24 protein-coding genes are annotated in these 26,468 nt (G+C 39.4%); 9 read left to right on the top strand and 15 right to left on the bottom strand.

The annotated features are described in order from the left end of the window. Positions 1–26 precede the first annotated feature (26 nt). Together P8O16_RS00545 and pyrF are read right to left on the bottom strand one after the other, a co-directional pair. Positions 27–1,334 (bottom strand): DUF2851 family protein, encoded by a 1,308-nt coding sequence (locus P8O16_RS00545; protein ID WP_300309760.1) that lies wholly within the window; start codon positions 1,332–1,334, stop codon positions 27–29. A 268-nt stretch (positions 1,335–1,602) separates the two neighbouring features. Continuing rightward, positions 1,603–2,421: an orotidine-5'-phosphate decarboxylase gene (gene pyrF / locus P8O16_RS00540; protein WP_300309758.1), complete on the bottom strand. Its 819-nt coding sequence runs from the start codon at positions 2,419–2,421 to the stop codon at positions 1,603–1,605. 527 nt (positions 2,422–2,948) lie between these two features. Between pyrF and P8O16_RS00535 the strand changes: the two genes are divergently transcribed. After that, the gene (locus tag P8O16_RS00535; protein WP_300309756.1) at positions 2,949–4,115 is read left to right on the top strand and encodes a hypothetical protein; all 1,167 of its coding nucleotides are present in this window, start codon (positions 2,949–2,951) and stop codon (positions 4,113–4,115) included. A gap of 239 nt (positions 4,116–4,354) precedes the next feature. Here the strand turns inward: P8O16_RS00535 and P8O16_RS00530 are convergent, their stop codons facing one another. Both P8O16_RS00530 and P8O16_RS00525 read right to left on the bottom strand, forming a co-directional pair. Further along, positions 4,355–5,230 carry a lysylphosphatidylglycerol synthase transmembrane domain-containing protein gene (locus tag P8O16_RS00530; protein WP_300309754.1) on the bottom strand — a complete coding sequence of 292 codons (876 nt, stop codon included), beginning with the start codon at positions 5,228–5,230 and terminating at the stop codon, positions 4,355–4,357. A gap of 18 nt (positions 5,231–5,248) precedes the next feature. Continuing rightward, entirely contained in the window at positions 5,249–6,235 is a 987-nt protein-coding gene (locus P8O16_RS00525; protein ID WP_300309752.1) for a glycosyltransferase, read from the bottom strand. A gap of 119 nt (positions 6,236–6,354) precedes the next feature. Here P8O16_RS00525 and P8O16_RS00520 point away from each other — a divergent pair, with 119 nt between their 5' ends. After that, positions 6,355–8,007, top strand: coding sequence for a phospholipid carrier-dependent glycosyltransferase (locus P8O16_RS00520; protein WP_300309750.1), 1,653 nt, complete (start codon positions 6,355–6,357; stop codon positions 8,005–8,007). 9 nt (positions 8,008–8,016) lie between these two features. Here the strand turns inward: P8O16_RS00520 and P8O16_RS00515 are convergent, their stop codons facing one another. From P8O16_RS00515 to P8O16_RS00485, 7 genes are all read right to left on the bottom strand, one after another. Continuing rightward, the gene (locus P8O16_RS00515; protein WP_300309747.1) at positions 8,017–9,525 is read right to left on the bottom strand and encodes a glycosyltransferase family 39 protein; all 1,509 of its coding nucleotides are present in this window, start codon (positions 9,523–9,525) and stop codon (positions 8,017–8,019) included. Between the two features lie 60 nt (positions 9,526–9,585). Beyond that, complete coding sequence (raiA, locus tag P8O16_RS00510) at positions 9,586–9,891, bottom strand: ribosome-associated translation inhibitor RaiA (RefSeq protein WP_075350186.1); 306 nt, start codon at positions 9,889–9,891, stop codon at positions 9,586–9,588. A gap of 35 nt (positions 9,892–9,926) precedes the next feature. After that, positions 9,927–10,811 carry a tyrosine-type recombinase/integrase gene (locus P8O16_RS00505; protein WP_300309743.1) on the bottom strand — a complete coding sequence of 295 codons (885 nt, stop codon included), beginning with the start codon at positions 10,809–10,811 and terminating at the stop codon, positions 9,927–9,929. Between the two features lie 128 nt (positions 10,812–10,939). Continuing rightward, complete coding sequence (rpsU, locus tag P8O16_RS00500; RefSeq protein ID WP_075350127.1) at positions 10,940–11,134, bottom strand: 30S ribosomal protein S21; 195 nt, start codon at positions 11,132–11,134, stop codon at positions 10,940–10,942. A gap of 150 nt (positions 11,135–11,284) precedes the next feature. After that, positions 11,285–11,530, bottom strand: coding sequence for an ATP synthase F1 subunit epsilon (gene atpC, locus P8O16_RS00495; protein WP_300309740.1), 246 nt, complete (start codon positions 11,528–11,530; stop codon positions 11,285–11,287). A gap of 60 nt (positions 11,531–11,590) precedes the next feature. Then, positions 11,591–13,093: a F0F1 ATP synthase subunit beta gene (gene atpD, locus P8O16_RS00490; RefSeq protein WP_075350124.1), complete on the bottom strand. Its 1,503-nt coding sequence runs from the start codon at positions 13,091–13,093 to the stop codon at positions 11,591–11,593. Positions 13,094–13,245: 152 nt separating this feature from the next. Then, positions 13,246–13,725, bottom strand: coding sequence for a C40 family peptidase (locus P8O16_RS00485; RefSeq protein ID WP_300309735.1), 480 nt, complete (start codon positions 13,723–13,725; stop codon positions 13,246–13,248). 105 nt (positions 13,726–13,830) lie between these two features. Here P8O16_RS00485 and P8O16_RS00480 point away from each other — a divergent pair, with 105 nt between their 5' ends. Next, positions 13,831–14,070 carry a hypothetical protein gene (locus tag P8O16_RS00480; RefSeq protein WP_300309733.1) on the top strand — a complete coding sequence of 80 codons (240 nt, stop codon included), beginning with the start codon at positions 13,831–13,833 and terminating at the stop codon, positions 14,068–14,070. Between the two features lie 39 nt (positions 14,071–14,109). On the opposite strand, the gene P8O16_RS00475 is transcribed toward P8O16_RS00480, so the two are convergent. Then, positions 14,110–16,296: a S9 family peptidase gene (locus P8O16_RS00475; protein WP_300309858.1), complete on the bottom strand. Its 2,187-nt coding sequence runs from the start codon at positions 16,294–16,296 to the stop codon at positions 14,110–14,112. 166 nt (positions 16,297–16,462) lie between these two features. Here P8O16_RS00475 and P8O16_RS00470 point away from each other — a divergent pair, with 166 nt between their 5' ends. Continuing rightward, positions 16,463–17,446 carry a D-alanine--D-alanine ligase gene (locus P8O16_RS00470; protein ID WP_300309731.1) on the top strand — a complete coding sequence of 328 codons (984 nt, stop codon included), beginning with the start codon at positions 16,463–16,465 and terminating at the stop codon, positions 17,444–17,446. Between the two features lie 70 nt (positions 17,447–17,516). Here P8O16_RS00470 and P8O16_RS00465 read toward each other — a convergent pair whose 3' ends face one another. The 3 genes from P8O16_RS00465 to metK all read right to left on the bottom strand — a co-directional run bounded on the left by P8O16_RS00465 (position 17,517) and on the right by metK (position 19,949). Further along, entirely contained in the window at positions 17,517–18,023 is a 507-nt protein-coding gene (locus tag P8O16_RS00465) for a hypothetical protein (RefSeq protein WP_300309729.1), read from the bottom strand. Between the two features lie 3 nt (positions 18,024–18,026). After that, complete coding sequence (locus tag P8O16_RS00460) at positions 18,027–18,512, bottom strand: hypothetical protein (protein ID WP_300309727.1); 486 nt, start codon at positions 18,510–18,512, stop codon at positions 18,027–18,029. A 183-nt stretch (positions 18,513–18,695) separates the two neighbouring features. Continuing rightward, positions 18,696–19,949, bottom strand: a complete 1,254-nt coding sequence (gene metK, locus P8O16_RS00455) for a methionine adenosyltransferase (protein ID WP_300309725.1) — start codon at positions 19,947–19,949, stop codon at positions 18,696–18,698. 289 nt (positions 19,950–20,238) lie between these two features. On the opposite strand from metK, the gene P8O16_RS00450 reads away from it, so the two are divergent. The 5 genes from P8O16_RS00450 (at position 20,239) to P8O16_RS00430 (ending at position 26,339) form a co-directional block, all read left to right on the top strand. Continuing rightward, positions 20,239–21,126: an IS1595 family transposase gene (locus P8O16_RS00450; protein WP_300309723.1), complete on the top strand. Its 888-nt coding sequence runs from the start codon at positions 20,239–20,241 to the stop codon at positions 21,124–21,126. 2,882 nt (positions 21,127–24,008) lie between these two features. Continuing rightward, entirely contained in the window at positions 24,009–24,221 is a 213-nt protein-coding gene (locus tag P8O16_RS00445) for a hypothetical protein (RefSeq protein WP_300309721.1), read from the top strand. A 555-nt stretch (positions 24,222–24,776) separates the two neighbouring features. Next, positions 24,777–25,040, top strand: coding sequence for a hypothetical protein (locus tag P8O16_RS00440; protein ID WP_300309719.1), 264 nt, complete (start codon positions 24,777–24,779; stop codon positions 25,038–25,040). Between the two features lie 205 nt (positions 25,041–25,245). Beyond that, positions 25,246–25,725 (top strand): DUF4369 domain-containing protein, encoded by a 480-nt coding sequence (locus P8O16_RS00435; protein ID WP_300309717.1) that lies wholly within the window; start codon positions 25,246–25,248, stop codon positions 25,723–25,725. Beyond that, positions 25,722–26,339 (top strand): hypothetical protein, encoded by a 618-nt coding sequence (locus P8O16_RS00430; RefSeq protein ID WP_300309715.1) that lies wholly within the window; start codon positions 25,722–25,724, stop codon positions 26,337–26,339. The genes P8O16_RS00435 and P8O16_RS00430 overlap by 4 nt, the downstream gene beginning before the upstream one ends. Positions 26,340–26,468 lie beyond the last annotated feature (129 nt).

The raw sequence follows: 26,468 nt of genomic DNA, 5'->3' as shown, positions 1-26,468 counted from the left end.
GTGCAAAAATACGGCTTTTCACGAGCTTAGCCAACACCTGCTTTGGAATCCGATTTAATCAGGCTCTGTGCAATCTTACATTGCAAGCATTTTTTTGGTTGACAATAGGTTTTAAACTGCCCAATCATTCCTTGTGAATCAAAACCATTTTCTGCATTCCAACCAACTGCTTCGAATTTCCGAATGATAAAATTTGATTCTGCAGAAAGCTCTTGAAGCAAGTCAAAACAGCGCTCCTGCCAATCCGGTTGTTGGAAAAATCGCCCGTATGTAAACCAAAGTGGAACCACATAATTAATCACCAAAAGCTGCAATACCGAACTTGAAACGCCTTTCGAAGAAGCCTTTTCAGTCGGTTTCCCAAAATTGTAATGATGCTTCCAATAATCACTCGGGGTGATTTGTAGCAATTTTCGAAAGGCAGAAAAGTCTCTGGAATCCTCCATAACCGCCTGAAGTAAGCTCGGAGCTTGAGCTAAGATCGCGACCAATTGAGCGATCCGAAGACTGGGGAAATTCGTCGGACGAACGCCCATAAAAGTCCAATGCTGTCTCTTCATTGAATCTGTCCACCCATATTTTTTCTGATAAAACTCATACTCCCTAATCAAAAATTGGACATAGGGTTCATCGGAATGCACTGGTAATAAACCAGCCTGACCAAAGAGCATAGCTTCCAAAACAGTGGGCTGATTCCGATGTTTCAGGAGCATTTTATAAGGAACTCGCTCTGCCAATTCCAGCATCGCTTGAGAATTAACCTTGAATCCAAAGGCATTGAAAAGCCAGCGATAGGCAGTCTCCTCCCAATCCCCTTTAGTCTGATCAAGTAGCCTTAGGATCACCTCTGATTTTTCCTGCAATCGCTCCACAAGAGCCTTTTCCAAGGTAGAAAATCGAATAATGTCTGGAACATCTTTCACCCCATGCGCACAGGGTAAATCAGCTTTATAATCCAACATCCGCTCATAATTTCGCCAGATCTCCAGAAAAATTTTCCCCTTCAATTCCAGCGTAGGCATCGGTGTGCCGTCATTCCGAAGTACCTCTTGATCATTTTCCCAAACCACATGGAGCACAACTGAATTATAAGCCGGATCTCCTCCATGGGCATGCTGCTTCCAGTCTGAAGCCAATCGATGTACCTCCACATGACCATGGAAGGCAATCCCATCAATCTCAACCACTGAATCTCTGAAATCGGGGCCTTCGCTCAGATTATGAAATCCAACCTGAATAATCCGGATAGCTTCTCCCTTAACGCCTTGGAGTTCCTTTTTGTCGAAGTACTGATACTTCCAGACGAGTTGTAAAAAATCCTCTCTAAAAACCATAAACAATTGTAGACTAAAAGTTTATGGAATATAAAAGAAAAAGTTAAGATTCAAAAAATGATTTTTGTGATTTTAAGAGATATTGGTTGAGTTAAAGTCAGAAATGATGTGTAAGCCACAAACCCAGAAGAAATACTTGACAAATCAAAGATTGGGGAAAGTACTGAGTATGGCTACTTCGATCTCCTGTCTTCCGTCCTTAAAGTCAAAGGGAATTAAATACAGGCAGGTTGCTTATAAAAACCAATTAGGATAAGGAGCTCAAATTTTAACCCAAATACTTTTCCAACAACCCCTTCATTTCCTCTTGAAGAACTTGAGCTTCTCTTTTTGCGGCTATCGCAAAGTCTTTTTCCTTTGAAGCATAAATGATCCCTCTGCTCGAATTGACCAAAAGCCCGCAGGTGGAATTCATTCCATATTTTGCGACTTCAGAGAGGCTTCCTCCCTGTGCTCCAACTCCAGGAACTAGGAAAAAATGCTGTGGCGCAATTTTGCGTACTTCACCTATCAATTCTCCCCGTGTAGCGCCTACCACAAACATCAAGTTTTCAGGAGTGCCCCATTCTTGACTTTTTTCCAAAACTGACTGGTAAAGCGGCTTTCCGGCTTTATCCTCGATCAGTTGAAAATCTGATGAACCAGCGTTCGAGGTCAGTGCCAACAAAATCACCCACTTATTCTGAAACTCTAAAAAAGGCGAAACAGAATCTGCACCCATGTAAGGAGCCACTGTGATCGAATCAAAATCCATCGTTTCGAAAAAAGCCTTCGCATAGAGTTTGGAAGTATTTCCAATATCTCCTCGCTTCGCATCCGCAATAGTGAAAATATCCTTGGGAATGATCTCCAAAACTTTCTGCAAGCTTTCCCAACCTTTGGGGCCAAGCGCTTCAAAGAAGGCAATGTTTGGCTTATAAGCCACTGCAAAGTCTGCTGTCTCCTCCACAATCGCTTTGCAAAAGCTAAAAATCGGATCGGATTCTGAGAGAAGGTGCTTCGGGATTTTTTCCAAATCAGGGTCAAGACCTACGCAGAGAAAAGATGATTTTTGCTGGATTTGGGAGAAAAGCTCGGCTCTGGTCATATGCTAAATTTGGATTAGGACAAAAATAGGGAATCCAAACGAGATCAAAAACCCTTGAAAAATACCCATAATTGGGTATTGAATTTTAAAAAAATAGTTTTTTTCAAACTAAAATTTGGCGAATAATAATAATAATATGTTGAGATGTCTTAAGTTCTCAGGAAGGTCCTGAAGATGATAGATGACCTTGGCCAATGGTTGTACGAATTTCAAACTTTAAGATTATGAAAAAATTCAGTTTATTTTTTGCGTTTATTTTGCTAGGTACCGTGAGTACTAGCATTGGTAAAGGCTGCAATTTCACACCTGTTTCAGGGCGGACTTACGTTGCGGGATTTTGTATTGAGTTAATTAATCAATGTGTAGAGCTTCCATCACCTCCTCCTGGTGAACCAGGGCTTCCAGGTGACTGCTTTGTAGAAAAGGATGGACCGACTCCTCCTTCACTGGGGTAGTCTAAAAATGCCAGTTCCCCTCAAAATCTGAGGGGAACTTTATATAATACTGACAATCACTAAATAACTTTTATGAGAACTTTCATTCAGCGTCTGGTTTGCTTACTCTTTTTACCGGGAATTTATTTTGCCTGTGGACAAAATATGGTTTCAGAAAACAATTCAGATAAAAAGACAACTCTCGAAATTGAATTCTCTAAAAATGTTTCTCTAGATATTTCAAATGGTTTCCCAAAACTTCAAGGCAACCCCCTTTTTTATTCAGATAAGGCAAACTCATACTTTTATATTCAAACAAGTGACGGAATCGGGACTTTTGACCTGAAAAAAGGTGGAGAGCCTGTTTCCTATCTGAAAGTTTCAAAAATCGAAGGATTAAGAGGACAGAGCTCCACAGGTCAAAATCATTTCATCCCCAATAATCGGGATGGTTTTTTATATTTTGATCGTCGCAATGAGGAAATTTTTGTAATAGAAAATTCTCAGGTTATCCGCAGTCAAAAATTAGCAAGACTTATTCAAGAGGCTCCAAAGCCACTTTCAGGCGCTCTTAAATTTGCCATTAAGTCAGACAAAATTGTATCCGTCCTTAATATGCTCGAAGTATATGGTAAACCTCCATTTCAATATCAAAAACTGGAAAAAAGCTTAGGACTTTTCAGTCTAAATCTGCAGCAATTTGAACAGAAACTTCCTCTCCCAAAAGAGTATTTGAATGAAAAAGTGAATGCTTATGATCTGCTGATATCCATGGATTATAATCCTGAAACAAAAGATTATATCATCAACTTCCCTATTCTTGACGATTTGATTATTACCAAAGACTTTGAATCTATCAAAAGACTTAAAGCGACTCCTAAAAATCAATTTGTATCACTTGAAAATCGTAAGGGTGTAAACTTAGGCGAATGGAAAAAAGAGTACTACACCGAAAATTCATTTTTCACTGTTTATTATGACCCTTTTCGCAAGTTGTACATCAGGCATTATCGCCAGGGCTTATCGGAAGCAGATTATGATGTTGTGACCTCAAATTCGTACAAAATGTTTCACCCTAAGAACAAGAACTTCTTGCTGTTTATGGATGAAGAAGGGAATCAGCTACACACTATGGATGTATCTGAGTTCAATCACTTGTACATACATTTTGGCAAGGAGGGCATGTATATTTTAAATGACACGGAACTTGAGGAGGAAGATTCACTCACATTTAGTCTTTTCAGTATTGTGCTAGATTAACTAAAAGAAACTCCAAAAGCCTTTTTCATATTTTGCATTATCCCATTTATGCCTATATCATAAACCTGTCTGAGAGAAGAGAAGACTCATTTCCTATACACCAAGAAACCTATGCGTAGCCTTGATATCATCTAAAGTAATGTTAGATCCTTTTGGATAAGCTCAGACTCTACCAATTGATCGAATAGGAAGCGCTGAATCAGCCTTAAAAAGGCTGTAAAACAACTGAAAATCAAGCACTATTGATTTTCTTCTCCTAAATCTACCTTCACAAAAACTCCCAGCAAAGAAACCACTGCTGAAATCAGGAAAAAGATCAAACTAAAAGCTACTGCGACAGTTTCTGAAATCCCCACATAAGTATGTGCGTAGATAAAAACCAACTCCCGAGCACCAACACCTCCTATAGTCAGGGGCAATACAGCTACGATCGAGGAAAGCAAAAACACTAATTGGTAAGACAGGATATTTTCGGTAATCCCCAGACTCCATAAAATAAACCATGCGCAAATCAATTGGGCGATTTGACCTGCCATAGACCAGGCATTAGCCGACCAAAAAGAGGGGAGAAAGTCTCTGAAAACCAACTTTTGAAGAAGCCAGAAAGATGGAAGAGTCAGAATTAATCCTACAACCATCAATCCATTCCAGCCGGAAGTTTCCAAGAAATCAACCTCAATCTCCACTAGCAGGAAAAATCCAAAAAGTAAAAATACAATCGCCACCAAGCCTCCCAGACGATCTAACAAAGCAGCTTGAACCAATTTTTTGACGGGAGTTTTGAAGTACTTATTTAGCAGATAGATTTTGTAGCCATCCCCTCCAATTCCGCCGGGAAGAAACAGGTTATAAAACATCCCGATCAGATAAAGTCTGAAATTAAGTTTTTCAGAAAGCTGGAGCCCGATATTTTTGAAGTATTGGTTGAGCCGAATAGCAGTAGCTACTTTACTCAACATAAAAAGAATCACTGCAGGAATCAACCAAAGCCATTGGATGGTTTTGGTAATTTCGAGTAATTGATTGGTATCGATTTTTCTGAAAACCAAATAAAGCGCCAAAGCAGTCAGCAAAAGCTTCAGGACAGTTTGGAATTGCTTTTTATATCTTTTCAAAATTTAAGGCAGTTCCTTTCAGACTTCTGATTTTAAACTTCCAATTTCCGAATGCTGACTTTCCGTACTTCCCTGAAACACCGACTTCACCGTATAGGTCTTTTTATTCTGAGATTCGAAATATGTTCTAACAATAATCTCCGCAATGATACCCGTAGTGATAAATTGAATACCCCCTAAAACTAATATAAAGCCGAGAATCATAATCGGTCGGCCCCAGATGTCCTCTCCGAGAATTTTCAGGATTAATAAGTAAAAATTGATCAAAATACCAATCAAAAATGCCATCAAGCCGATTCCACCGAATAAGTGAATCGGTCGCTGGAAGTACTTTTGAAAAAAGAGCATCAAGATCAAGTCAGCCATTACCTTGAAGGTCCGGCTAAGACCATATTTCGATTCGCCATGGATTCGAGGATGATGCTTCACATCTACCTCAGTCATTCGAGCGCCTTGCTGTTTGGCCAATACAGGAATGAATCGATGCAATTCTCCATAGAGTCCCATTCCCTGTGCGATTTCAGCTTTATAGACACGGAGCGTACAGCCGTAATCTTTCAAGTACACTTTTGTAGTATTTCGAATCACCCAGTTTGCGATCTTACTTGGGATTTTTCGCAGTACAAAGCCATCTTTTCGATTGGCTCTACGGCCTGCTACTACATCCCAATCCTCATTGATTGATTTATTCAGCATCATAGGAAGGTCTGTTGGATCATTTTGCAGATCCCCGTCCATGGTAGCGATATAAGTGCCTGTCGCCATGTCAATACCTGCTGCAAGTGCAGTGGTCTGTCCATAATTCCGGTTGAAAATAATGAGCTTAGTACGCTCATTTGCATATTTCTTTACCTCCCGAACTGTTCCATCAGTGGAACCATCTTCAATTAAAATCACCTCATAGTCAATAGCCGATAATGCGGCATAAGTTTGATCTAAAAGTGGTTTGATATTTTCTTCTTCGTTGAAAACGGTAATGACAACGGACAATAGGGGCTTGCTCATGGACTAAAATTTGGTCAAAAATACGGTTTTTTACTTCCTACGGCAAAACTAGCTCTGAACTTACCATTAAGCAGAATATAATTTGGGGACTCTTGTCCCTTTCACCTTATCTTTGCGGCATGTCTCTAAAAGTCTCCGAAATCAATCCCTGGGTAGTCATGGCTGTTTTTACAGTCTTGGTTGGACCTTTTGCATTGAGCTTTCACATGCACTATCCGGACGAAATGTATTACACGGATGCCGCGGTGAAAATGCTTCAAAACGGAGACTACCTGACCACCTATTTGGGTTCTGGGGAATTGCGATTCAAGAAACCGATCCTGACTTACTGGACAGTTCTGGCAGGCTTCAAGATTTTTGGAGTAAATCCACTTGCCTCCCGATTTTTCTTTTTGCTCGCTGGTGCTGTTACCGTTGGCATGACCTATTTACTTTCAAAAACGCTATTTGCCGATCGGAAAATCGCTGGAATTTCAGCTTTGATCATGGCCGCAAATCCTGTCTTGATATTTTCGGCAACACGGTCTATCCCTGATGTATTACTCGTATTGACCATGACCTCCAGTGCGATTGGGTTTGCAGGGTTAATCAAATTTGGCAATGCTACTCCTAAAAAATATCTATGGACCCTCTATATCAGCTTGGCGTTGGCCTTTGAAGTGAAAGGCCTACCAGCCGCCGCTTTGGGTGGACTAGGCATGTTCGTGCTTCTGATTAATCCCTGGCAACGGATTCATTGGAAAACACTCTTTTATCTTCCAGCCATCGTACTAAGCACAGTGATTGGACTGTTCTGGTTTGCCGCAATGTGGAAAATTCATGGTCCAACCTTTCTTGACAGCTTTCTGTATGATCAAGTTGGAACTCGTGTAACCTCGCGAGCCCTTCTAATTTTTCAAAATGGGCTTCTCGCTTTGCTCCTGTTGAATGTCATGTTTGTCCCTTGGGTCTTTTTTGGATGGAAAAAAAGCAAGGAAACGGTTCAAAAACTCTGGAATCAAAATCCCACTTTTTTCATTTTTGCACTTTTTTGGACTTTAGCCATTTTGGGAATGGGGGCCTTAACAAGCAAATTTTACGAAAGGTACTTGCTTCCAGTGGCTCCTGTGATCGCAGTATGGATCGCTTGGTTTTTGGTAGAAGCGAAATTTGAAATCAAGAAGCACGGATTAAAATTAGCCTTAGGGGTTTTACTCGGGCTGAATTTTATTGTTCTTCTTTTCAGCGCATGGATTAACTTCCAAATGAATTTCGAAATCTTAATCTGGGTTCAATTCCTTGCTGGAATTATAATTTTTGGTTACCTGTTTTGGCTTTTTATTCTAGGCGAAAAGCTCCCAAAAGCCATTTCTTACAGTCTACTGCTTCTGTTTTTTTTCATTTCTACAGCAACTTATCGAATTTCACTACCTGATCAGGGACAACAAGTCAAGATCTTTGCTACAGAAAATCAACTTTCCTCAGATGGGAAAATAGGCTTTATTGGCAATCTTCACACGAGTAGCAAAATCAGAATTGGGCTGGGCACGTCATATGATTTCGTAGATCTTCCTCCACTTACTTTCAGAGAAGTAATAAACGACTATGACCGATTAATTTTAGAGGATAAGTATCTTGATTCCATAGACCATTCTAACTTCAAAAAGCGAGTAGTGGCTACAAATTGGAGTTCAAGACATATTCCTGACTTACTGCTTTCACTGGGAAAACCTGAATTTGATTCCTTGATGCAGAATTATGGGAAAAAGTATTATCTGCTGGAAGTAAAATAAAATTTTTGATCAAAAGGAGTCTGGAATGTACGGCTGGTACTTTTTCAGATTTTGCCAAAGCTGGATGGTTGCCACCCGATTGGGTACACCTCTAAATTCAATAGGGAATTTCTCCTCATAAATCAACTGATCGAACTCCACAAAATCTCCCGGGGAATCGTAATTCCAACTGACAAAAATCCCCATCTTCTCTTTCCCCTCAAATTGCTCCAACCCCGGCCAAAGATCAAATTGGTTTGTTCGGGATCCCATATTTACCATAAACGTTTGTGGGTTTTTTGGTAGATAAAATGCCAATTCAGAAGCCATATGATAGGTTTCTGAAAACACAAAGGAGTCGTTTGCTCCTAGGCTATCCTGCAAAAACTGAACTCGATCTGCCAAAGGGTGATATCCGGAATTGCGCCGGAAAATAGATTTTTCTGCTTTTTTTAAAGGAGGAATACTTTTCAAAAAAGTAAGGTCTGGCAGAATAAAAAGCAATGGAATCCCAATACTCAGTCCAATTGCCCAATTCCTATAAATGAGCCATTTTCCTTGTTGCTCCACAAGCCAAGCAGCTAAAGCGATTGCTAAACTACTATACGCGAATACAGGCCAATTGACCTCTATCGAAGTAAAAAAACTAAGGAAGGCAAAACCTATCCAGGACAATACTGGTGCTAAGAGTAGAAAAACAGATTTCCGATCCTGATAAAATTTTGACTTCAAAACAAATCCACCAAAAAGTGGCAAGAGAAAAATAGAAATCATTGCAAACTGACCACCTAGGTATTCCAATAATTGCCGGACTGATTTCCCAAAATCGAAAGGAGTAGATTCCCCTCCTCCTGCTCCACCGAGAGCTGCAAGATGCTTGAAGGTATAAAAATCATTTTGCCAGTTCCAAATCAACATTGGTGTAAAACCAATAAGACTAAGCAGCAAGAATATCAGAAAATGTTTGTGCTGTTTTTTCCAGGATCCTAAATAGATCAAATAAAAAATCAGAAAGGGAAAGGCGAGAATCATGATCAATTTACTCATAAGTCCAAGAGCCGTGGTGAATCCTGCAAGAACCCACCAAGAAGTTTTTCCATCTTCCAATCCCCGATAAATCGCATATACTGTCAAAATCCAGAAAAAAGTAAGTGCGGTGTCAGTCATGTGAAAAGTCGATGCAAGCCACCACATAGGCATTGACTGTAAAATCATGGCAGACCAAAAACCTACTTTCTCGGAGTACATCCGCCTACCAAGTAAAAACGTAACCCAAGAAATCCCAAGTCCAAATACAATGGCATTGATTCTTACGCCAATCTCAGTATTTCCCAAAAGTCCAGTACTCAAATAGTTCAAAAGAGCAACCATGGGTGGTTTAGAGTAGTAATGCCAAGCCATATTTTGTGACCAAAGCCAATATTGAGCTTCTTCAGTAAAAAGGTCTATCTCAGGCCGGAGGGTGAAAATCAACTTTGCAAATGCCAATCCTATGGAAATGATCCAAAAATAAAAGGTGTATGAACTGCGGATTTTCATGGGGCAAAAAAAAGCACTCCTTTATGATTTAAGGAGTGCTCAAAATTAATTGAATAAATTTTACTGCCTTGCTAAGACTAATTTTTCTTTATACTTTTTGATTTGTCTTCTTAGTCCCTCTACAGCTTCGTCAGTCGCTGCTTCAAATGAGTCAGCCTGATTTTTTGCAAAGAATTGCTTTCCTGGAACATTCATCTTGATCTCTACGATTTTATTTGCGTTATTTTCATTTTTATCAATTCTCATAAAAACTTCTCCGTCAATAATTTGATCATAAAAGGTGTCCAGTTTATCAGCTTTTTTCTGGATAAAATCGATCAGTTTTCGATCTGCGTCGAAATGAATGGAGTGCATCTGCAGTTTCATATTGATTTGCATTTAGGTGTTGAACAATAATTTATTTATGCTTTAGGATGTGCCTGTTCGAACACAGCCTTAAGTTTTTCGAGTGAATTGTGGGTGTAAACTTGGGTCGCTGCCAAATTCGCATGACCAAGTAAATCCTTGACTGCGTTTAGGTCAGCTCCTTTATTTAATAAATGGGTAGCAAAAGTATGCCTTAAGATATGGGGACTTCGGCTGGAAGTCTGGGCAAAAAGGTCTAAATATTGTTTTACAGTGCGATAAATCAGCATAGGGTAACTTTGCTTTCCTTGATTACTGACAATAAAATAGTCACTTTGATTTGCTTTTAAAAACCTTTCCTCAAATACTTTTTGATACGATAAGATATTTCGTTTAAGGGCAGAAGTGATAGGAATTATTCGTTCTTTTTTGCGCTTTCCCAGCACTCGAACAGATCCTTCGATGAGATTGAGATCCGACCATTTCAATCCGATCAATTCCGAAAGCCTGACTCCTGTTTGGTACAAAAATTCCATAATCATTTTATCTCGCTGCCCTTCAAAAGTTGCTTCGTAAACAGCTTCTTCTAAAACGGATTCAATGGCCGACTCTTGTACAAATTCAGGAAGTTTTTTCGGATTTTTAAGGGATTTTAACTTATAAGTAGGATCCTTTTTGATCAGTCTTGATCGGAGCAAAAATTTATAAAAAGATCTTAGGGTAGCGATTTTCCGATTCACTGTAGTACTGCTTCTTCCTTCATCTACCAGATCTATCACCCAAGCTCTGATTTCAGCATGACCGACATCTTCGATCGATTGTTTTTCAAAAGAAATGGTGACAAACTCCTGAAACTGCTCCAAATCATGGCGATAGGCTGTCACAGTATGTGCACTTGCTTTTTTCTCGAATGCTAGATAGTTGATAAAGGAATCAATCATTGCCAAAATTTGAAATACAAGTTAAAAGAATATCCCGACTGGAAAAGTGATTTGACTCACCAAATCGCATAAAAAAACGCAGCACTCTAGATGAATGCTGCGTTCGTTATAATTTTGATCAACTTGGATTACTTAGCTTCTTCAGTCTGAAGTTTTTGCTTATAAGCCGCCTTGATGACCTGCGCTCTTCTTACGATAGAAGGTTTTGTAAATGCTTGTCTTGCTCTCAATTCTCTGACAGCTCCAGTTTTATCAAACTTCTTCTTAAAACGCTTTAGCGCTTTTTCGATTGATTCGTTTTCTTTTACGTTTACAATGATCATAGTGTACACCCCCTTTCGTGATGCAAAAGTAGGGAATTTTATTTCAAATCAAGACTTATTCTAAAAGTTATTCGTATTAGTTAAATTTCAATAACCAAAAAAGTCCAACTCTTACGAATTGGACTTTTTTGGTTTCTATATTTTATAGGATCAACCGACTACTTTCTCTGCCAGCAATACAATTACATTATCTTTTACCTCTACTACCCCACCATCGACAATCATCGATTGCTTGCCCTCAGATGTGGTAAAGGAAACAGCACCTTTTGCTAGTGCGGATACCAATGGCGCGTGATTAGTCAACACTTGAAACGATCCACCTGCACCTGTGAAACTCGCTTCAGTTACTTCACCTTGAAATACTTTCTTATCCGGTGTGACGATTTCTAAATGCATCTGATTGGGATTTATATAAAGCAGGTTACTGAGTAAACTCAGTAACCGCATTATTTCTATTTATTTAACTTCAGCCAACATTTTCTCACCCTTAGCGATTGCATCTTCGATGCTACCTACCAAGTTGAACGCTGCCTCTGGAAGATGATCCAATTCGCCGTCCATGATCATGTTGAATCCTTTGATCGTATCCTTAATATCTACCAAGACACCTTTCAAGCCTGTAAACTGCTCCGCCACGTGGAATGGCTGAGAAAGGAAACGCTGCACTCTTCTTGCTCTGTGTACAACTTGCTTATCTTCTTCAGAAAGCTCCTCCATACCCAAGATCGCAATGATATCCTGTAATTCTTTATACCGCTGAAGGATCTCTTTCACTCGCTGTGCACAACCGTAGTGCTCTTCACCCAAGATATCTGGGGAAAGAATTCTAGAAGTAGAATCCAAAGGATCCACCGCTGGATAAATTCCTAGCTCGGCAATCTTTCTGGATAATACAGTAGTAGCATCCAAGTGAGCGAAAGTCGTCGCTGGAGCCGGGTCAGTCAAGTCATCCGCAGGTACGTAAACCGCCTGCACAGAAGTAATTGATCCGTTTTTAGTTGATGTGATTCGCTCTTGCATGGTTCCCATTTCGGTAGCCAATGTTGGTTGGTAACCTACTGCCGAAGGCATACGACCCAAAAGAGCGGATACCTCAGAACCTGCCTGAGTAAATCGGAAGATGTTGTCAATGAAGAAAAGGATATCTTTTCCAGCTTCCTCACCATCACCATCTCTATAATATTCTGCTAAAGTCAAACCTGTCAAGGCCACTCGTGCACGTGCCCCAGGAGGCTCGTTCATCTGACCAAACACGAAGGTTGCTTTTGAATCTTCTAATTTTTTCAAATCTACTTTTGAAAGATCCCATCCACCTTCTGTTTCCAAGCTATGAACAAAATCTTCACCGTAAGTCACAATGCCTGACTCGATCATTTCTCGAAGCAAGTCATTTCCCTCACGGGTTCTTTCACCAACACCCGCAAATACGGATAAACCTGCATAAGCTTTTGCAATGTTGTTGATCAATTCCTGAATCAATACAGTCTTGCCTACACCTGCACCACCAAACAATCCAATTTTACCACCTTTTGCATAAGGCTCGATCAAGTCAATTACTTTGATCCCTGTAAAAAGTACTTCTGTAGAAGTAGAAAGATCCTCAAACCTAGGAGCAGATCTGTGAATAGGAAGACGCTTACCTGCAGGAACCTGAGGAAGACCGTCAATCGCTTCACCTACTACATTGAAAAGACGACCTTTAATCGCATCACCTGTAGGAACAGAGATAGGTTGACCTAAATCTCTTACTTCCATACCACGAACCATTCCCTCAGAAGAGTCCATTGCGATTGTACGTACTCTGTCTTCACCCAAGTGCTGCTGAACCTCCATCACGACCACTTGACCGTTTTCTTTGGTTACTTCTACTGCGTCAAGGATGTTAGGCAGTTTACCGCCTTCGAAGGAAACGTCCACTACGGGCCCGATTACTTGAGTTATCTTTCCAATATTTGCCATTTGATTTTGAAATGTAAAAAGGATGTGCTTTTTTAATTCGACCGCAAAATTAAGCAGAAAAGCCTAATACCAAAGGATATTTGGAAAATAATCCGATCATTCCTGCAATTTAGGTTTAAGTGACTCTGAGTAGTCGAAAAATCAACTCGAAATCAGTCCAACACTCTTCTTGCAAACAAAAAAGCTTTGCTCCAATAAGGATTACTGAGGTAGTCTTCAGAAACACCTAGCGAGGTTGAAGAATGTATAAACCGGATATCATTTTTAGAAGTCTCAGTGACAATCCCAGAGTGAGTAACTTGTTTCTTTTTCCTTCCTGTGGCAAAAAACAGAACGTCTCCAGGCTCGATTTCATTCTTCTTAATACTTTTCCCCTGCTCACTTTGGGCAGTAGAAGTTCGGGGCATGTTGATCCCAACCGAATAAAAGGAATGATACACTAATGCTGAACAATCTATCACAGACCTGGTCGTCCCACCATACCGATAGGGTGTTCCTGTATAACTTCTAGCAGTAGTAATCACTTGCTTAAATGGCTCCGAAGCGACTTTCTTTTTGGAGGCACAGGAAAAATTAAAAATGACTACCACCGCAATTAGAAAAGCGGTTGCTTGGAATCTTTGTCGAGACATATAAGTTAATGAGTCTTCAAGTATAAGTCTCTAGAGGCAAGTTTTCAACTTTTCATATTCAAAAAGCTTGAGATTTCGTTATTTTGGAGCACCCCTTAATGATTTATGAGTAAAGAAGAATTCACAGAGCTCCCTTTTCACAAAAAAATAAGCACCCTCTATACTGAGGGTACTTTTGTCGTGGGTATTCGTTACTACCGTCACAAGGTCAATCTTTACTTACTCGAAAATGAATACATCGAGGTTTTCTATAATCATAAACTGGACAAAATCGATAAGATTGATTTTCTCCCAAGAGATCATAGCCGAATGAAATTCTATTTGGATCAAATTCGGATTGACTAGAAATGAAAAGGACCAAATTAGATTTGGTCCTTTTCAATATTAAAGCTTTCGCTTCAAGAAATCTGTCATCATTGTATAGAGATGCCAAGTGGTATTCCCACCTGAGATTCCATGATTTCGGTTGGGATAGTAGAAGGTCTCAAATTGCTTATCCGCTGTCACCAAAGCATTGACTAAATCCACTGAGTTCTGAAAATGAACATTATCATCCCCTGTGCCGTGGATCAACAAGAAATTCCCCTTTAACTTATTCACGTGCATGATCGGACTATTATCATCGTATCCCGCTGGATTCAACTGTGGAGTCTGCAAATAGCGCTCCGTGTAGATAGTGTCGTAATATCTCCAGGTCGTCACCGGCGCCACAGCAATTGCTGTTTTGAAAACATCATTTCCTTTCATCAGTGCCAAGGAAGACATGTAGCCACCATAGGACCAGCCCCAGATTCCAACTCGTGCTGGATCAATAAAGGGCAACTTGGCTAAATATTTTCCTCCCTCAATCTGATCAACTGTCTCCAAAGCTCCCAAGTTTGCATAGGTGGAATGCTTGAAATCACGACCTCTCGCTCCTGTCCCTCGATTATCAATACAGGCAACAATAATCCCCTCAGCCACCAAAGCCTGATGCCAAAGGTCACGCGTGCCTCCCCATGAATTAATCACATTTTGAGAGCCCGGACCACCGTATACATACATGAGAACTGGGTATTTTTTATTCGGATCAAAATCTGTTGGTTTGATGAGATATCCATTCAACTCAGTACCATCAACTGTTGGAAAGGTAAAAAACTCCTTTTCTCCCAATGCGAAAGCTGATAAAGTAGTATTCAATGAAGCATTATCTTCCAAAACTTTGATTTGCTTTCCGGAAGCTTCATTTAGTGTGACGGTAACTGGCTTTGAGGTAGTCGAATGATAATCGATGTAAAACCGATGATCCGAACTCATATTAATAGTGTGAGTTCCTTTTGCCGGTGTCAGTACTTTTTTACCCTTTCCATCCAATCCAATCACATAGAAATTGCGCTCAAGTGGAGATACCTCAGTAGAAATAAAATAGATTTTCTTACCCTTTTCATCTAAGCCAACCATAGAAGTCACCTCCCAGTTGCCGGAAGTAATCTGGCGAATCAGACTTCCATCCAAATTGTGATGGTAGATATGCTTGAAACCATCTTGCTCAGAAGTTCGGATGAAAGTTTTTCCGTCTGATAAATACTGTAAATCATCATTGTAATCCAGATCCACGTAAGTTTTGGAAGTTTCCGAAATGATCAGCTTGCTGGCTCCGCTTGTAGCATTGGCATGAAATAAATCCATTTGATTCTGCAAACGATTCAGACGAATAAACGCCAATTGATTAGCATCCTTAGTCCAGTAGATTCTAGGCAGGTAAATATCAGACTCAGCTCCTGAGTCGATTTTTTGTGTTTTTGAAGTAGCCAAGTCGTAAACATGAATACTTACTTCTGAATTCTTTTCACCAGCCTTTGGATACTTAAATTTGTAATCTTTGGGATAAAGTGGTCCCCATAGCTGCATATTAAACTCAGGAACTTCCGTCTCATCAAATCGGATAAAGGCTATTTTTTTACCATCAGGAGACCATTTGAAAGCCTGGGCCATTGAAAACTCCTCTTCATAAACCCAGTCTGCAGCACCATTGATGATCTTATTCCATTCTCCGTCTTTGGTGATTTGAGTTAGTTTATTCCCTGCTAGCTCCACCATGAAAAGGTTATTGTCCTTTACAAAAGCCACTTTGTCATTATCCGGGGATAGCGTCGCGTAGGAGATTTTGGCTCCGTTCATCAATTGCTGCTTTTCTCCGGAAGCCAAATCGACTACATAAAAAATACCTTTGGAAGATCTTCTGTAAATCGACTCGACATCTGTTGCAACCAAAGCCTTTGATTCATCCGAATTAAAGGAATAGCTGCTGAAATTCAACCCAAGTGCTCTTCCATCCAGTAAAACTCCAGCTTGCTCACCAGTGGCCACATTCATTTTAACTACCATCGGGTAGCCCATTTGATTGATCTGTGAGGAATAATATTGTCCATCCTTCATCCAATTGATACCTCGGACAGTTTGCTGATAAAAGGTGTTTTTCTTAAAGACATCCTCCATCGTTACTTTTTTGAGCTCTTGTGCGAGAAGCGTAGCATTTGCAAAAGCCAATAGGAAAAGCGCAAAAAGCGCAGATTTCATACTTTTAATCATCATTCTGAAATTTGGGTGAATACCAAAATAGGGTCTGCGAATATAAGGAAGCGTTGATGTCTTTGAAACTAGGCTTGGATAGATGGCGAAAATCTTATGAATTCTTAGGATTTTCTTTCCCCTTTCCGTAAATAATTGGCTAATTCGCATACCCATTAACTCCAACATGAAGAAGAAAATCGCCCTTGTGACCGGTGGCTATACCGGAGAATCAGTGATCTCACTTAAAAGCGCAGCAGTTGTCGAACGCACCATAGATCGAGAAAAATACGAGGTCACTAAAATCCTGATTTATCCAGGCGATTGGCATCATATCACCGAGAGTGGGGAGAAAGTGATGGTGGATCTAAATGACTTCAGCTTGACGATAGCCGGCAAAAAAATCAAGTTTGACGGTATCTTCAATATCCTTCACGGTTCGCCTGGGGAAGATGGAAAGTTAGCGGGATATTTCGATATGATCGGCTTGCCTTATACCACCTGCGATCAACTCACTTCGGCAATTACAATGAATAAAGGCTATACCAAGGCCATAGTGGATGATATCCCAGAACTTCATATTGCCAAGTCTATTCAACTTTTTGAAAACACCGCTAAAAACTTAACCCGAATCGAGTCAGAATTAACACTTCCACTTTTCATCAAACCAAATAATGGAGGGAGCTCAATCGGCATGAGCAAGGTGAAAACTTGGGAAGAATTACCTGAAGCATTGGACAAAGCATTTGCTGAGGACAAGCAGGTACTTGTAGAAGAATTCGTCTCAGGGAGAGAATTCTCAATTGGCGTATTTCGAGGAAAAGGAGAAATCACCGTGCTGCCGGCAACTGAGATCGTCAGCAGCAAGGAGTTTTTTGACTTTGAGGCAAAATATGTGGCTGGAATAACCGAGGAAATTACACCCGGTAGAATGACTGAAGAAGAGGTCGCTCGGGTAGGCCGGATCGTGACTCAAGTCTATGAGAAACTCAATTGCAAAGGCGCTGTTCGAATTGATTATTTCCTACAAAAGGAGAGCGGGAAATTCTTTTTTATAGAGATCAATACCGTACCGGGACAGACAGAGACCAGTTTGATTTCTCAGCAAGTCAAAGCAATTGGCAAAGATGTAAAAGAGTTTTACACCGAACTGATCGAGGAAATGTTTTAGAAAGTCAGAAGTATAAAAAGTGAGAAGTATGAAATCCCTTTTTCAAACTTCTCACTTTAGCTTTGTGAATTCAGAATCGGATTTTATAGCTAAAAAGAGGCTGATCGATGCGGTTTTCTTCAAAATAAACGGGCCGATCTGTTCTGCCAAAATTATAGGAGTCCACTGCCTCTCGAGCTAAATTCCTTGCGCTGCGGTTGAAAATTCCTGAGCCAATTTCAAACGCTAAGCTGGAAATCAATAATGGCCAAGTAAGATTGCTCATTTGTGAGGACTGCTGCTGAGGTGCCACAATGTAAACAGTAGTACCAATCACAGATGCAAAAGCACCGATGGAAAATATATTAGCGATCTGCTGTTTTGAGACCGACTTTCTGTAGAGATCTGCCGTTTCAGGATTGGCTTGAGACATCAGGGTTTGTATTTCCACTTTAGATAATACCTTAGGACCCTCCAAAAAATCGATTTTCTGGTCGAGGAAATTTTTACGGATATTCAGTTTCAAAAATGGGGTTTCCTGAGCCAATAGAGACCAGCACATGGAACTGAATAAAATAAAGAGCATTGTTTTTTTCATGATCTAAAAGTTAAAAACTAAACCGATTTTGCCAGGAGCAGCTCGAAGACTCACTTCCTTGTAATTGCCTCTGTCTTTCAAATAATTGTATTCAGCAACAGCAGTTTCGACCCGACTTTTTCCTTTGCGCCTGATAGGAGCACCAATAGCTCCAACGCCCATCCCAGATAAGGAAATGAGAAAATAGGTTCTGGTATCATCTTGAGTAAAATCTGATAGGCCATAGTTGACCAAAGCTCCCACCAAGACTCCAATTCCCACAATCCTCAACCCACTACCAATCCTCATCTGCTTGTGGCCTTCGATAAAATTTTTCTGGCTGTACTCAAAATTAGCCATGAGTCGGGCAACATCATCAGGCTTGGATTCAATACCATCAATTTTATAACGATTATTGTTAAAAAAATTCTCTTGGAAAGTGACAGTTCCCTGTGCTATTAAAACATTGCTTAAACCGAGAAAAAACAGAGTTAAAATAAGTATCCTCATAAGACCGAATTAATTAAGTCAAATTACGGAATTTATTTTCTTAGGTTTTAGTTTAAAGATTTTTTCTACTAAAATTACTGTAAAAACGAAATGGATAAAATCTAAACAATTAGTCAAATTTTGGAGCAATTTTCCAAAAAATATATAAAAACAAAGCCTCCCGAAATTCGAGAGGCTCTGTTTTTAGATTCCAAACACCGATTTGATTCGATCGACATAGTCTAGTTTTTCCCAGGTGAAAAGTTCTACGTCCAAGACTATCTCATCTCGGTAAGGGGAATAAAATGTTTTCCTCACCACTTCATTTTGTCTTCCCATATGACCATAGGCGGCAGTTTCCTCATAAATCGGATTCCGTAACTTCAGTCGCTGCTCGATTGCATAGGGCCGCATATCGAAGAGTTGCTCGATCTTCTTGGCTATTTCGCCATCGTGCATATCCACTTTTGCAGTGCCGTATGTATTTACATAAATACCCATTGGTGCAGCGACTCCGATTGCATAAGAAACCTGAACCAGCATTTCATCTGCAATACCTGCTGCCACCATGTTTTTGGCAATATGGCGCGTAGCGTATGCCGCAGATCGATCTACTTTAGACGGATCTTTTCCTGAGAAAGCTCCTCCACCGTGAGCTCCTTTACCACCATAGGTATCTACGATGATTTTACGACCAGTCAAGCCTGTGTCTCCATGAGGTCCACCGATTACAAATTTTCCGGTTGGATTGATATGGTAATTGATATCGTTAGTGAAAAGCTTCTGAAGCTCAGGCTTAAGCTGTGCTTTCACTCTTGGAATCAAAATTGAAATAATATCAGATTTGATTTTAGCAAGCATCGTCGCTTCTTCGTCAAAATCATCATGCTGAGTAGAAATTACAATTGCCTCAATTCGTTGTGGCACATTATCATCGTTATACTCGATGGTTACCTGTGCTTTTGAATCAGGTCTGAGGTACGTAATTTCCTTATTTTCTCTTCGCATTGCTGCCAATTCTCGCAAAATCATATGCGAAAGGTCTAATGCCAAAGGCATATAATTTTCAGTTTCATTCGTGGCATAACCAAACATCATCCCCTGATCTCCTGCGCCCTGCTCCTCAGGATTTGCACGATCTACACCTTGATTGATATCGGCCGATTGCTCGTGGATTGCAGAAAGAATCCCACAAGAATTTCCTTCAAACATGTATTCACTCTTGGTGTAACCAATTCGATTGATCACATCACGAGCTATTTTTTGCACGTCAAGATAAATATCAGACTTCACCTCACCCGCAAGGAATACCTGACCTGTAGTAACTAATGTTTCACAAGCTACTTTGGAGTTCGGATCAAAAGCTAAAAAGTTGTCAATCAGCGCGTCAGAGATTTGATCTGCGATTTTATCAGGATGCCCTTCAGAAACTGACTCTGAAGTGAATAAATATGCCATAACTAGAAATTAGGAATGCGATTTTTTAAGAAAGCCCAAAAATACGGGAACTAGGGGAAATAAAAAATTAGATATGATTTGTCTCGATTTGGTAAAGTCAGATGGAGTCATTTCAAAGAAGAATAACCCAAAATGAAAAGCTCAAATACCTCATGCTTTCCTGAATCACTTCATGTCAATTGAAAGCAAAAAAAGAGTCCCACTAGGAGACTCTTTTTGGTTGATTATTTATTGATTTATAGGGGTGTCCTTTTAATTGCATATATTTATAGCTTTTCAAACGCTCAAAATGGATATATTTAAAGGTCAAGGAGTCATAGAGTTCAGTAAAAGCTTCCAAACTGAACTTGACTGCAAGAAATATTTGGCAGAAATCAAATGGAAAGATGGATACACCTGCCGAAAATGTGGGCATAAGGGTAGTCAAATTAGAAAGGATTATGCGCGCACTTGTAATAAGTGCAGCGACACAGAAAGTGCAGGAGCAGACACCATGTTTCATAAGCTTAAATTTGGGCTTTTAAAAGCCTTTCATATCTGTTTTGAGATGAGTACGAGCACCAAAGGGCTCTCTGCCATGTATGTTGCCAAGCGCTGTGAGATTAATCGTAAAACAGCGATGAACTTTATGCATAAAGTCCGTGAGGCAATGAAATCCAGTGAAAATCATCCCATGCAGGGTGAGGTTCATGTGGATGAGTTTGTAGTAGGTGGCCAAGAAGCGGGACATACCGGAAGAAGCTATGGCGGTAACAAAAAGAAAGTAGTATGTGCTGTGGAGCTGACTGAGGAAGGGAAAGTAAAACGGTTTTATGCCCTCAAAATCAGGGACTTCTCAGCCAAATCACTTCGACCTATATTTGACCAACACATTGACAAAGAAGCCCAAGTGGTCACTGACAAATGGAAAGGCTATCGGCCAATAGCTAAAGATTATACCATCAAGCAGATCTCCAGTGAATTAGGTCTGAATTTTAAGGCGATTCATACGATGATTCATCAAGTGAAGTCATGGTTGAGAACGACTTACTCCTGGGTAAGCAAAAGGCATATTGAACGCTATTTGAGCGAGTTTTCCTACCGAATTAATCGCTCCCAGAACAAAGACACCATCTTCAATAATCTAATCATCAGAATGGTAAAAGCAGATAAAATGTATATCTCAAATATGATATGATGTTAAGCGGACACCTCTACAAGCTTAAAATTGATATTGAAATGATTTGAAAAATTAAATAAGGTGACATAGATAAAAAACTTTCGTTAATATAAAAATAAACTTACTTAACAGTACTATACTTAAATTAAAGAAAACAGATTTCCTTATTTATAATTTCAAAGGATGATGATTTTTGAAACTTATTAACTTCATTTGCTCAGACCCGGATCGGTTTTTCGCCCTAGTTGTTTTTCTATGTAAATTATTAAAGTCAAATATTTTTATTTTTCTCCTTCAATTGAGAATCTCAAAAACATTATTCACTTTTTGAAGCTATTTTACAGAAAAACGCCATCATTAGTAAAAGACCTGCTGCTCTTCACGATAGCTGTGCGTGGTTAATTTCCATCATTTTTTGCTGTTCTCATTGGCCAGATTCTGTATCGGGTTCATTGACTTTTTTTCTAAATTTGGAAAATTTCCTTCAATTTTAGACTTCAGTTCAGCGAAAACTTTCCTAGGTTCGAATAACTAAAATCCTGATAAACAGATAGGTGAATTTCAAGTTAATACCTTGGTTCATTTGGAATTACTTTGAAAGCTATTCCAAATAAAATTCTACTGTTCGTTTTTTTTTCGCAATTGAGCTATGATTAATCGATCAATAATTTTGACCAGTTTGAAATGTAATATTAAAATTAGTTTACTTAACAGAAAAAAAATTCAAATGGTTTTATTTGTTAATAATTTTTCCTGTTTATCTAATTTGAAGGGTGGTAGTAGAATCCTATGCAATGGATATTTTCTGCTAAGGAATAAATTCTAAAAATTTAGGAACTAGCAGACTTTTACGAAAGATAATAGGTAGGTCCGCTTTTCTGCCAGTAAAGATCTTAAAGCATCAAATAATAAGTTAAACGCTCGGTTTTAGGCCAATCGGTCATCCGTCATCGGTCTTCCATCCAGTAAAACAAAGAAAATAGGGCTACTGGCATTATTGCGTATAATCATAAAAAAATAAAATCTCATTGAGTCAGCAATTTCTTTCTTCAAGATCTGATAGATTCTTTTTTACCTTATATTTTTTTTCGACCGCCTCGATGGCTTGGGAGGAATCCTGATTGGGTCTCCAGGTAGCAATTAGGAGTATATACCATTTTTTAATTCCAAGAGATTTGTATTTCCTGCTTTGCGTCTTTAATAGGACTATACATTTTCTATCAAGTATCTTGATTATCAATACAAAAATCCAGTACCAGATTAACCGTCTCATTGAACTGAAAGAGTGTTTGTAGTTTCAAAACCGTTGTTTCTAGACTTTTTAAGTTGCGATAATCTCCCTTTGATCTAGGAATCATTTGATAGGTAAAGATTCAAACTCAAGTGCTTAACAACCAGGTTTTATTGGTAATGACCTTAATTGGCGTGAGTGGAACTTAAGCTTGAGTTTAAAAGTCTCTGTGTTGCTTGTTCAAGACCTTAATTTGAGTGATTTGGACTCAAACTTGACTTAAAAATTGACAAAGTTGGATGTTCAAGACCTTAATTTTAGTGATTACGGCTTAAACTTGACTGAAAAATTGATAAAGTTGGATGTTCAACACCTTAATTTAAGTGTTCATCACCCTAGTTTGAGTTTAAAAGTCTCTGTGTTGCCTGTTCAACAACACCTTATTTTGAGTGATTAGGACTTAAACTTGACTGATTAGGTCTCTAAGTTGGATGTTCAACTCCTTACATAGAGTGTTCAACACTCAAACGTGGCTGATAAAGTCTCTAAGTTGACTCTCCAATACTCAATTTTGACTGATTAGGACTTTCGGCAAGGATCTACAGCTTGAACAAAAAAACCAAGGAGATGAGCCTTAGTCCTCCAAGAAAAATTCATCTTAAACTTGGAATATGCAGTAGCGTTTCTGACGAAGGTTTTAAATCCCAACAAATCAGAGCCTGTGCCGACAATTTCGGATTGTTTTAGTTCCAAAGAATCTTACAGAAATGGGGTGTTGAGAATTACTGCGGATAAAAGGAAGCGAAGCAACCTTCCGATAGTCAAGGGAGAAGTGAGTTAAAGCTGTGCTGGAAATTCCAATGAATTTTCCGGGTAAGGGCTCTTTAAGTCGTAATTCCTTCTGTCGAGCTTGAGCTCAAGACCAAATACTTTTACTGAGAAAAACGATCAATTTTGCGATCCTGATTCGACTGAATTTGGCTTTACTTTCAGTTTCGATTTGGTGTTTTTTATGTTGGCTGAGTTGACTGATTTTTTTCATTTTAACATTAATTTTCATTGCACATCCTAATGAAAAAAACCTGTTTTTGCTTCCTGAACTTTTAATGCGCCAAAAGTTACCCAGATCTTGGACGACTTAAAAGGTGCATTTAATATCTAAAAAAATACATTTCATTCCTTGCTTGTTGAGAAAACACCTTTCTCAACATACATATTTTTTTGGAGGCGTAGTTTTTTGCTTGTTTCGGTCCTTCGCTAATCAGCCAAGGTCAAGTGATTTTTACTTTGAATAGGCGGGTGATAAATCTGGTAGCCAAGAAAGCAAAGCCGGATTCAGTCGAAGTAAAAATGAATTTAAAATAACAAAAAGTGGTAGCAAGAAATGGCTAACCAAAGCATCTAAGAAATCAACGATTCACTAGGTATACCCATGAAATCGAGCATGACTAAAAAGCCATACACTGGTATGAATATAATCTGCGAGATTCCTCCCGATTGCTCGGGATGGCCTATAAAAAACAAATTATAATCATATGAAAAAACCACACGGTCTTGAGGAATATCTTCTGAATCCTGCTACACTAATTTCATGCTTTTTAGCCTTGCAAGAGCTTACGAAAATTGATCTTGAATCAACAAAATAATTGATTGAAAAAATTATAAACCAATGAAAAAACTACTGCATCCTGCCAGATTAATTTTATGCTTCCTAGCATTTTATTTTCCATTTGTTCTGAGCTCAGCTGGCCAAAGCCTGTCCGATTTAGAACTCTCATCCCAAGTGTCTGAGGGTGTTAATCAGGGATCCAGAAAATGGGTGGACTACTACGAAGCCAAGCAAGTGGCAAGCTGGTTTGCCGTGAGGCATGCAGTGAAGTAAGCTAGACTGCGGTGTCTGTACTGAAGAACATGAACCACATACGGAGGCTATGAGCCCTCGATAGCTATCGGGGGGATGAGGTAACACATACTGCCGAAGTCCCAATTTTCCAAAAGGGAGGAAGTACCAAAAAAGTAGATGTGGCGGCGATAGGCACAAGGATATTCATTTTACCGAGGGAGGTCTCTAGACGTCTGGAACGTCCAAGAGAAGTCAGCCGAGGTCATAGTAGCTAAGAGGAACGAGCCATAAAAACTATGGAGGTCTCACAGAAGTAGTGAAGGACTGAACGTATTGTGAAGCGAAAATTCGTATAGGAATACAAAGTATAGCCTATACTTAAAAGTAGCAGAAAGGTATCATCAGTATAAAGAGCAATGATGCTATGCTTTACGAACCGCCGTATACAGTCTGTCCCGATTTTTATCGGGAAGACTCGTACGTACGGTGGTGTGAGAGCCTCTACCTGCTAGTGTTTGCTAGCGTGGCTGGGGGGCTAGGTACTCGATTAGCAGTAGGTTTTTTACAAATCATCAATTTAAAACAAATATAAAAATGGAAAAAAAGTATTCTAAACAACAATTTGAAGGTTTTACACATAGGTTTATTGTTAAAATGAAAATTGATGAAGATTGGCGAAATGATATCAATGTAACTATCTATTCAAATTCAGATAGTTATTTAAGATTAGAAAATTTTATCAATGAGAAAAAGTCTGATAAAGTAGTTTCTTTTATAATTGAACACCGAGCGTCAAAAGAGCAAGACGAAATATCTTCTAAGTTTCTTGATGAGTTTCTGAGTAACGGTGGTTTTTAAACTTATTGCTAACGGTTCGCTGTATACAGGATATCACACCTGAATAATTCTTACTCTTTTCACACTTTATCCTGCCATCCTTTTGTGGTGGTAGGATTTTACTTGTAGAAAATATGAAATTGAGCATTTCGGAAACGATACACATAGGAATGACTAAGATATGCGGGAAAGACTGTATGACCATTGAAAGAAAAATTATAATCAAATGAAAATAATTAGATTATACCTATTCTTATTCTTAAGTGTAGCCACAGTTCATGTGCAGGCCCAGCATACGATCAGGGGTAGTTTTCCGGGCTTGGCTGGTCAGCAGGTTCGTATGATTGGTTTTCAGGATTTGGATATTTACAGCATCGATAGCGCCAGGGTTTCGGATCAAGGTGCTTTTACCCTAAGCTATACCGATCAAGACACAGGCATGGCCTATCTGGCAGGGGAAGACAACAAAGCCTATTTTCTGGTGCTTGCGAATGAAACCATCGAACTTCAGGGAGAAGTGTTGAGTATGGCGGAAAGCATCGTTACGGTTTCGGGAGATCAAAATAAGCAATTTGTGTGCTATGCTGCGGAGTATCAAAAACGAGAACAGCCTGGTTGTATTTGCAAAAAATATATCAGGGCGATTCGCTCTTCTCCATCCACCCACTTCCACAGCAAGGCATTGCCGGCGAAATACAACGAATGAAACAGGAAGACCTGGATTTTCTGAGCAGTCTGGATGCTGAAAGTTACCTAAGTTGTTATCTATCGGTTCGGAAACTAGTGAGTTCAGTTGTTAACGTAGCGCAATACCGCACCGAGGAAATCCCTGCGAGCCTAGCGGCTTTCAGAAGTTTGGATTACAGAGATCCCCGATTGTATAAAAGTGGGTTGCTTCGTGATGTGATGGACAGTTATTTTTGGTTGCTGGAAAACAGTGGAAAACCCGAGAATCCTCAAATCAACCAATGGACTGGAGTCTTTCTTCAGGCATCTTTAAGCCAAACTGAATGTCTAGAGAGGGCTCTCGTATCCAAACAGGAAAAGTTTCATGAGGCGGTATCTGTACTTCAAAAATCAAGGAAGACTAAGGTTTTACTATCCATAGGACAAGAAGAATTAACTATGAAAAAAGGGCTCCGATATCCAAAGCCCCATTCATTCTTCTTGACATATTTTATTGCTTGTAAGTTGCTCCTCAGCAGAGCTTACTTCCTCTTCAAATCTGTCTGGGATTATGACAAATTTTTATTTCACTGTCACCAACTATTTTTGATCACATTACCAAAAAATAAGCTTATGATTATCGTTTTCTTTTAGTAAAATTAAAATTTATGTATATCCGCAAATGCACCAGTAGCCAAATAAGTTAGAAGTGACAGCCAGTGACAATCGCTTTCTTGCGGTCTTAACGGGTACTAAATTAGGTCAAAATAAACGGTTTTGACC

The sequence above is a fragment of the Algoriphagus sp. genome (assembly GCF_029254265.1).
Classification (GTDB): domain Bacteria; phylum Bacteroidota; class Bacteroidia; order Cytophagales; family Cyclobacteriaceae; genus Algoriphagus.
The sequence above is the reverse complement of the archived record's forward strand: the minus strand, read 5'-3'. Positions and strand labels throughout refer to the sequence as shown.

Excerpts from the sequence above, each read along its gene's own strand:
- P8O16_RS00545 (WP_300309760.1), bottom strand. The coding sequence starts at position 1,334 with ATGGTTTTTAGAGAGGATTTTTTACAACTCGTCTGGAAGTATCAGTAC.
- pyrF (WP_300309758.1), bottom strand. The coding sequence starts at position 2,421 with ATGACCAGAGCCGAGCTTTTCTCCCAAATCCAGCAAAAATCATCTTTT.
- P8O16_RS00535 (WP_300309756.1), top strand. The coding sequence starts at position 2,949 with ATGAGAACTTTCATTCAGCGTCTGGTTTGCTTACTCTTTTTACCGGGA.
- P8O16_RS00525 (WP_300309752.1), bottom strand. The coding sequence starts at position 6,235 with ATGAGCAAGCCCCTATTGTCCGTTGTCATTACCGTTTTCAACGAAGAA.
- P8O16_RS00520 (WP_300309750.1), top strand. The coding sequence starts at position 6,355 with ATGTCTCTAAAAGTCTCCGAAATCAATCCCTGGGTAGTCATGGCTGTT.
- P8O16_RS00515 (WP_300309747.1), bottom strand. The coding sequence starts at position 9,525 with ATGAAAATCCGCAGTTCATACACCTTTTATTTTTGGATCATTTCCATA.
- raiA (WP_075350186.1), bottom strand. The coding sequence starts at position 9,891 with ATGAAACTGCAGATGCACTCCATTCATTTCGACGCAGATCGAAAACTG.
- P8O16_RS00505 (WP_300309743.1), bottom strand. The coding sequence starts at position 10,811 with ATGATTGATTCCTTTATCAACTATCTAGCATTCGAGAAAAAAGCAAGT.
- rpsU (WP_075350127.1), bottom strand. The coding sequence starts at position 11,134 with ATGATCATTGTAAACGTAAAAGAAAACGAATCAATCGAAAAAGCGCTA.
- atpC (WP_300309740.1), bottom strand. The coding sequence starts at position 11,530 with ATGCATTTAGAAATCGTCACACCGGATAAGAAAGTATTTCAAGGTGAA.
- atpD (WP_075350124.1), bottom strand. The coding sequence starts at position 13,093 with ATGGCAAATATTGGAAAGATAACTCAAGTAATCGGGCCCGTAGTGGAC.
- P8O16_RS00485 (WP_300309735.1), bottom strand. The coding sequence starts at position 13,725 with ATGTCTCGACAAAGATTCCAAGCAACCGCTTTTCTAATTGCGGTGGTA.
- P8O16_RS00480 (WP_300309733.1), top strand. The coding sequence starts at position 13,831 with ATGAGTAAAGAAGAATTCACAGAGCTCCCTTTTCACAAAAAAATAAGC.
- P8O16_RS00475 (WP_300309858.1), bottom strand. The coding sequence starts at position 16,296 with ATGATTAAAAGTATGAAATCTGCGCTTTTTGCGCTTTTCCTATTGGCT.
- P8O16_RS00470 (WP_300309731.1), top strand. The coding sequence starts at position 16,463 with ATGAAGAAGAAAATCGCCCTTGTGACCGGTGGCTATACCGGAGAATCA.
- P8O16_RS00465 (WP_300309729.1), bottom strand. The coding sequence starts at position 18,023 with ATGAAAAAAACAATGCTCTTTATTTTATTCAGTTCCATGTGCTGGTCT.
- P8O16_RS00460 (WP_300309727.1), bottom strand. The coding sequence starts at position 18,512 with ATGAGGATACTTATTTTAACTCTGTTTTTTCTCGGTTTAAGCAATGTT.
- metK (WP_300309725.1), bottom strand. The coding sequence starts at position 19,949 with ATGGCATATTTATTCACTTCAGAGTCAGTTTCTGAAGGGCATCCTGAT.
- P8O16_RS00450 (WP_300309723.1), top strand. The coding sequence starts at position 20,239 with ATGGATATATTTAAAGGTCAAGGAGTCATAGAGTTCAGTAAAAGCTTC.
- P8O16_RS00445 (WP_300309721.1), top strand. The coding sequence starts at position 24,009 with ATGAAAAAACTACTGCATCCTGCCAGATTAATTTTATGCTTCCTAGCA.
- P8O16_RS00440 (WP_300309719.1), top strand. The coding sequence starts at position 24,777 with ATGGAAAAAAAGTATTCTAAACAACAATTTGAAGGTTTTACACATAGG.
- P8O16_RS00435 (WP_300309717.1), top strand. The coding sequence starts at position 25,246 with ATGAAAATAATTAGATTATACCTATTCTTATTCTTAAGTGTAGCCACA.
- P8O16_RS00430 (WP_300309715.1), top strand. The coding sequence starts at position 25,722 with ATGAAACAGGAAGACCTGGATTTTCTGAGCAGTCTGGATGCTGAAAGT.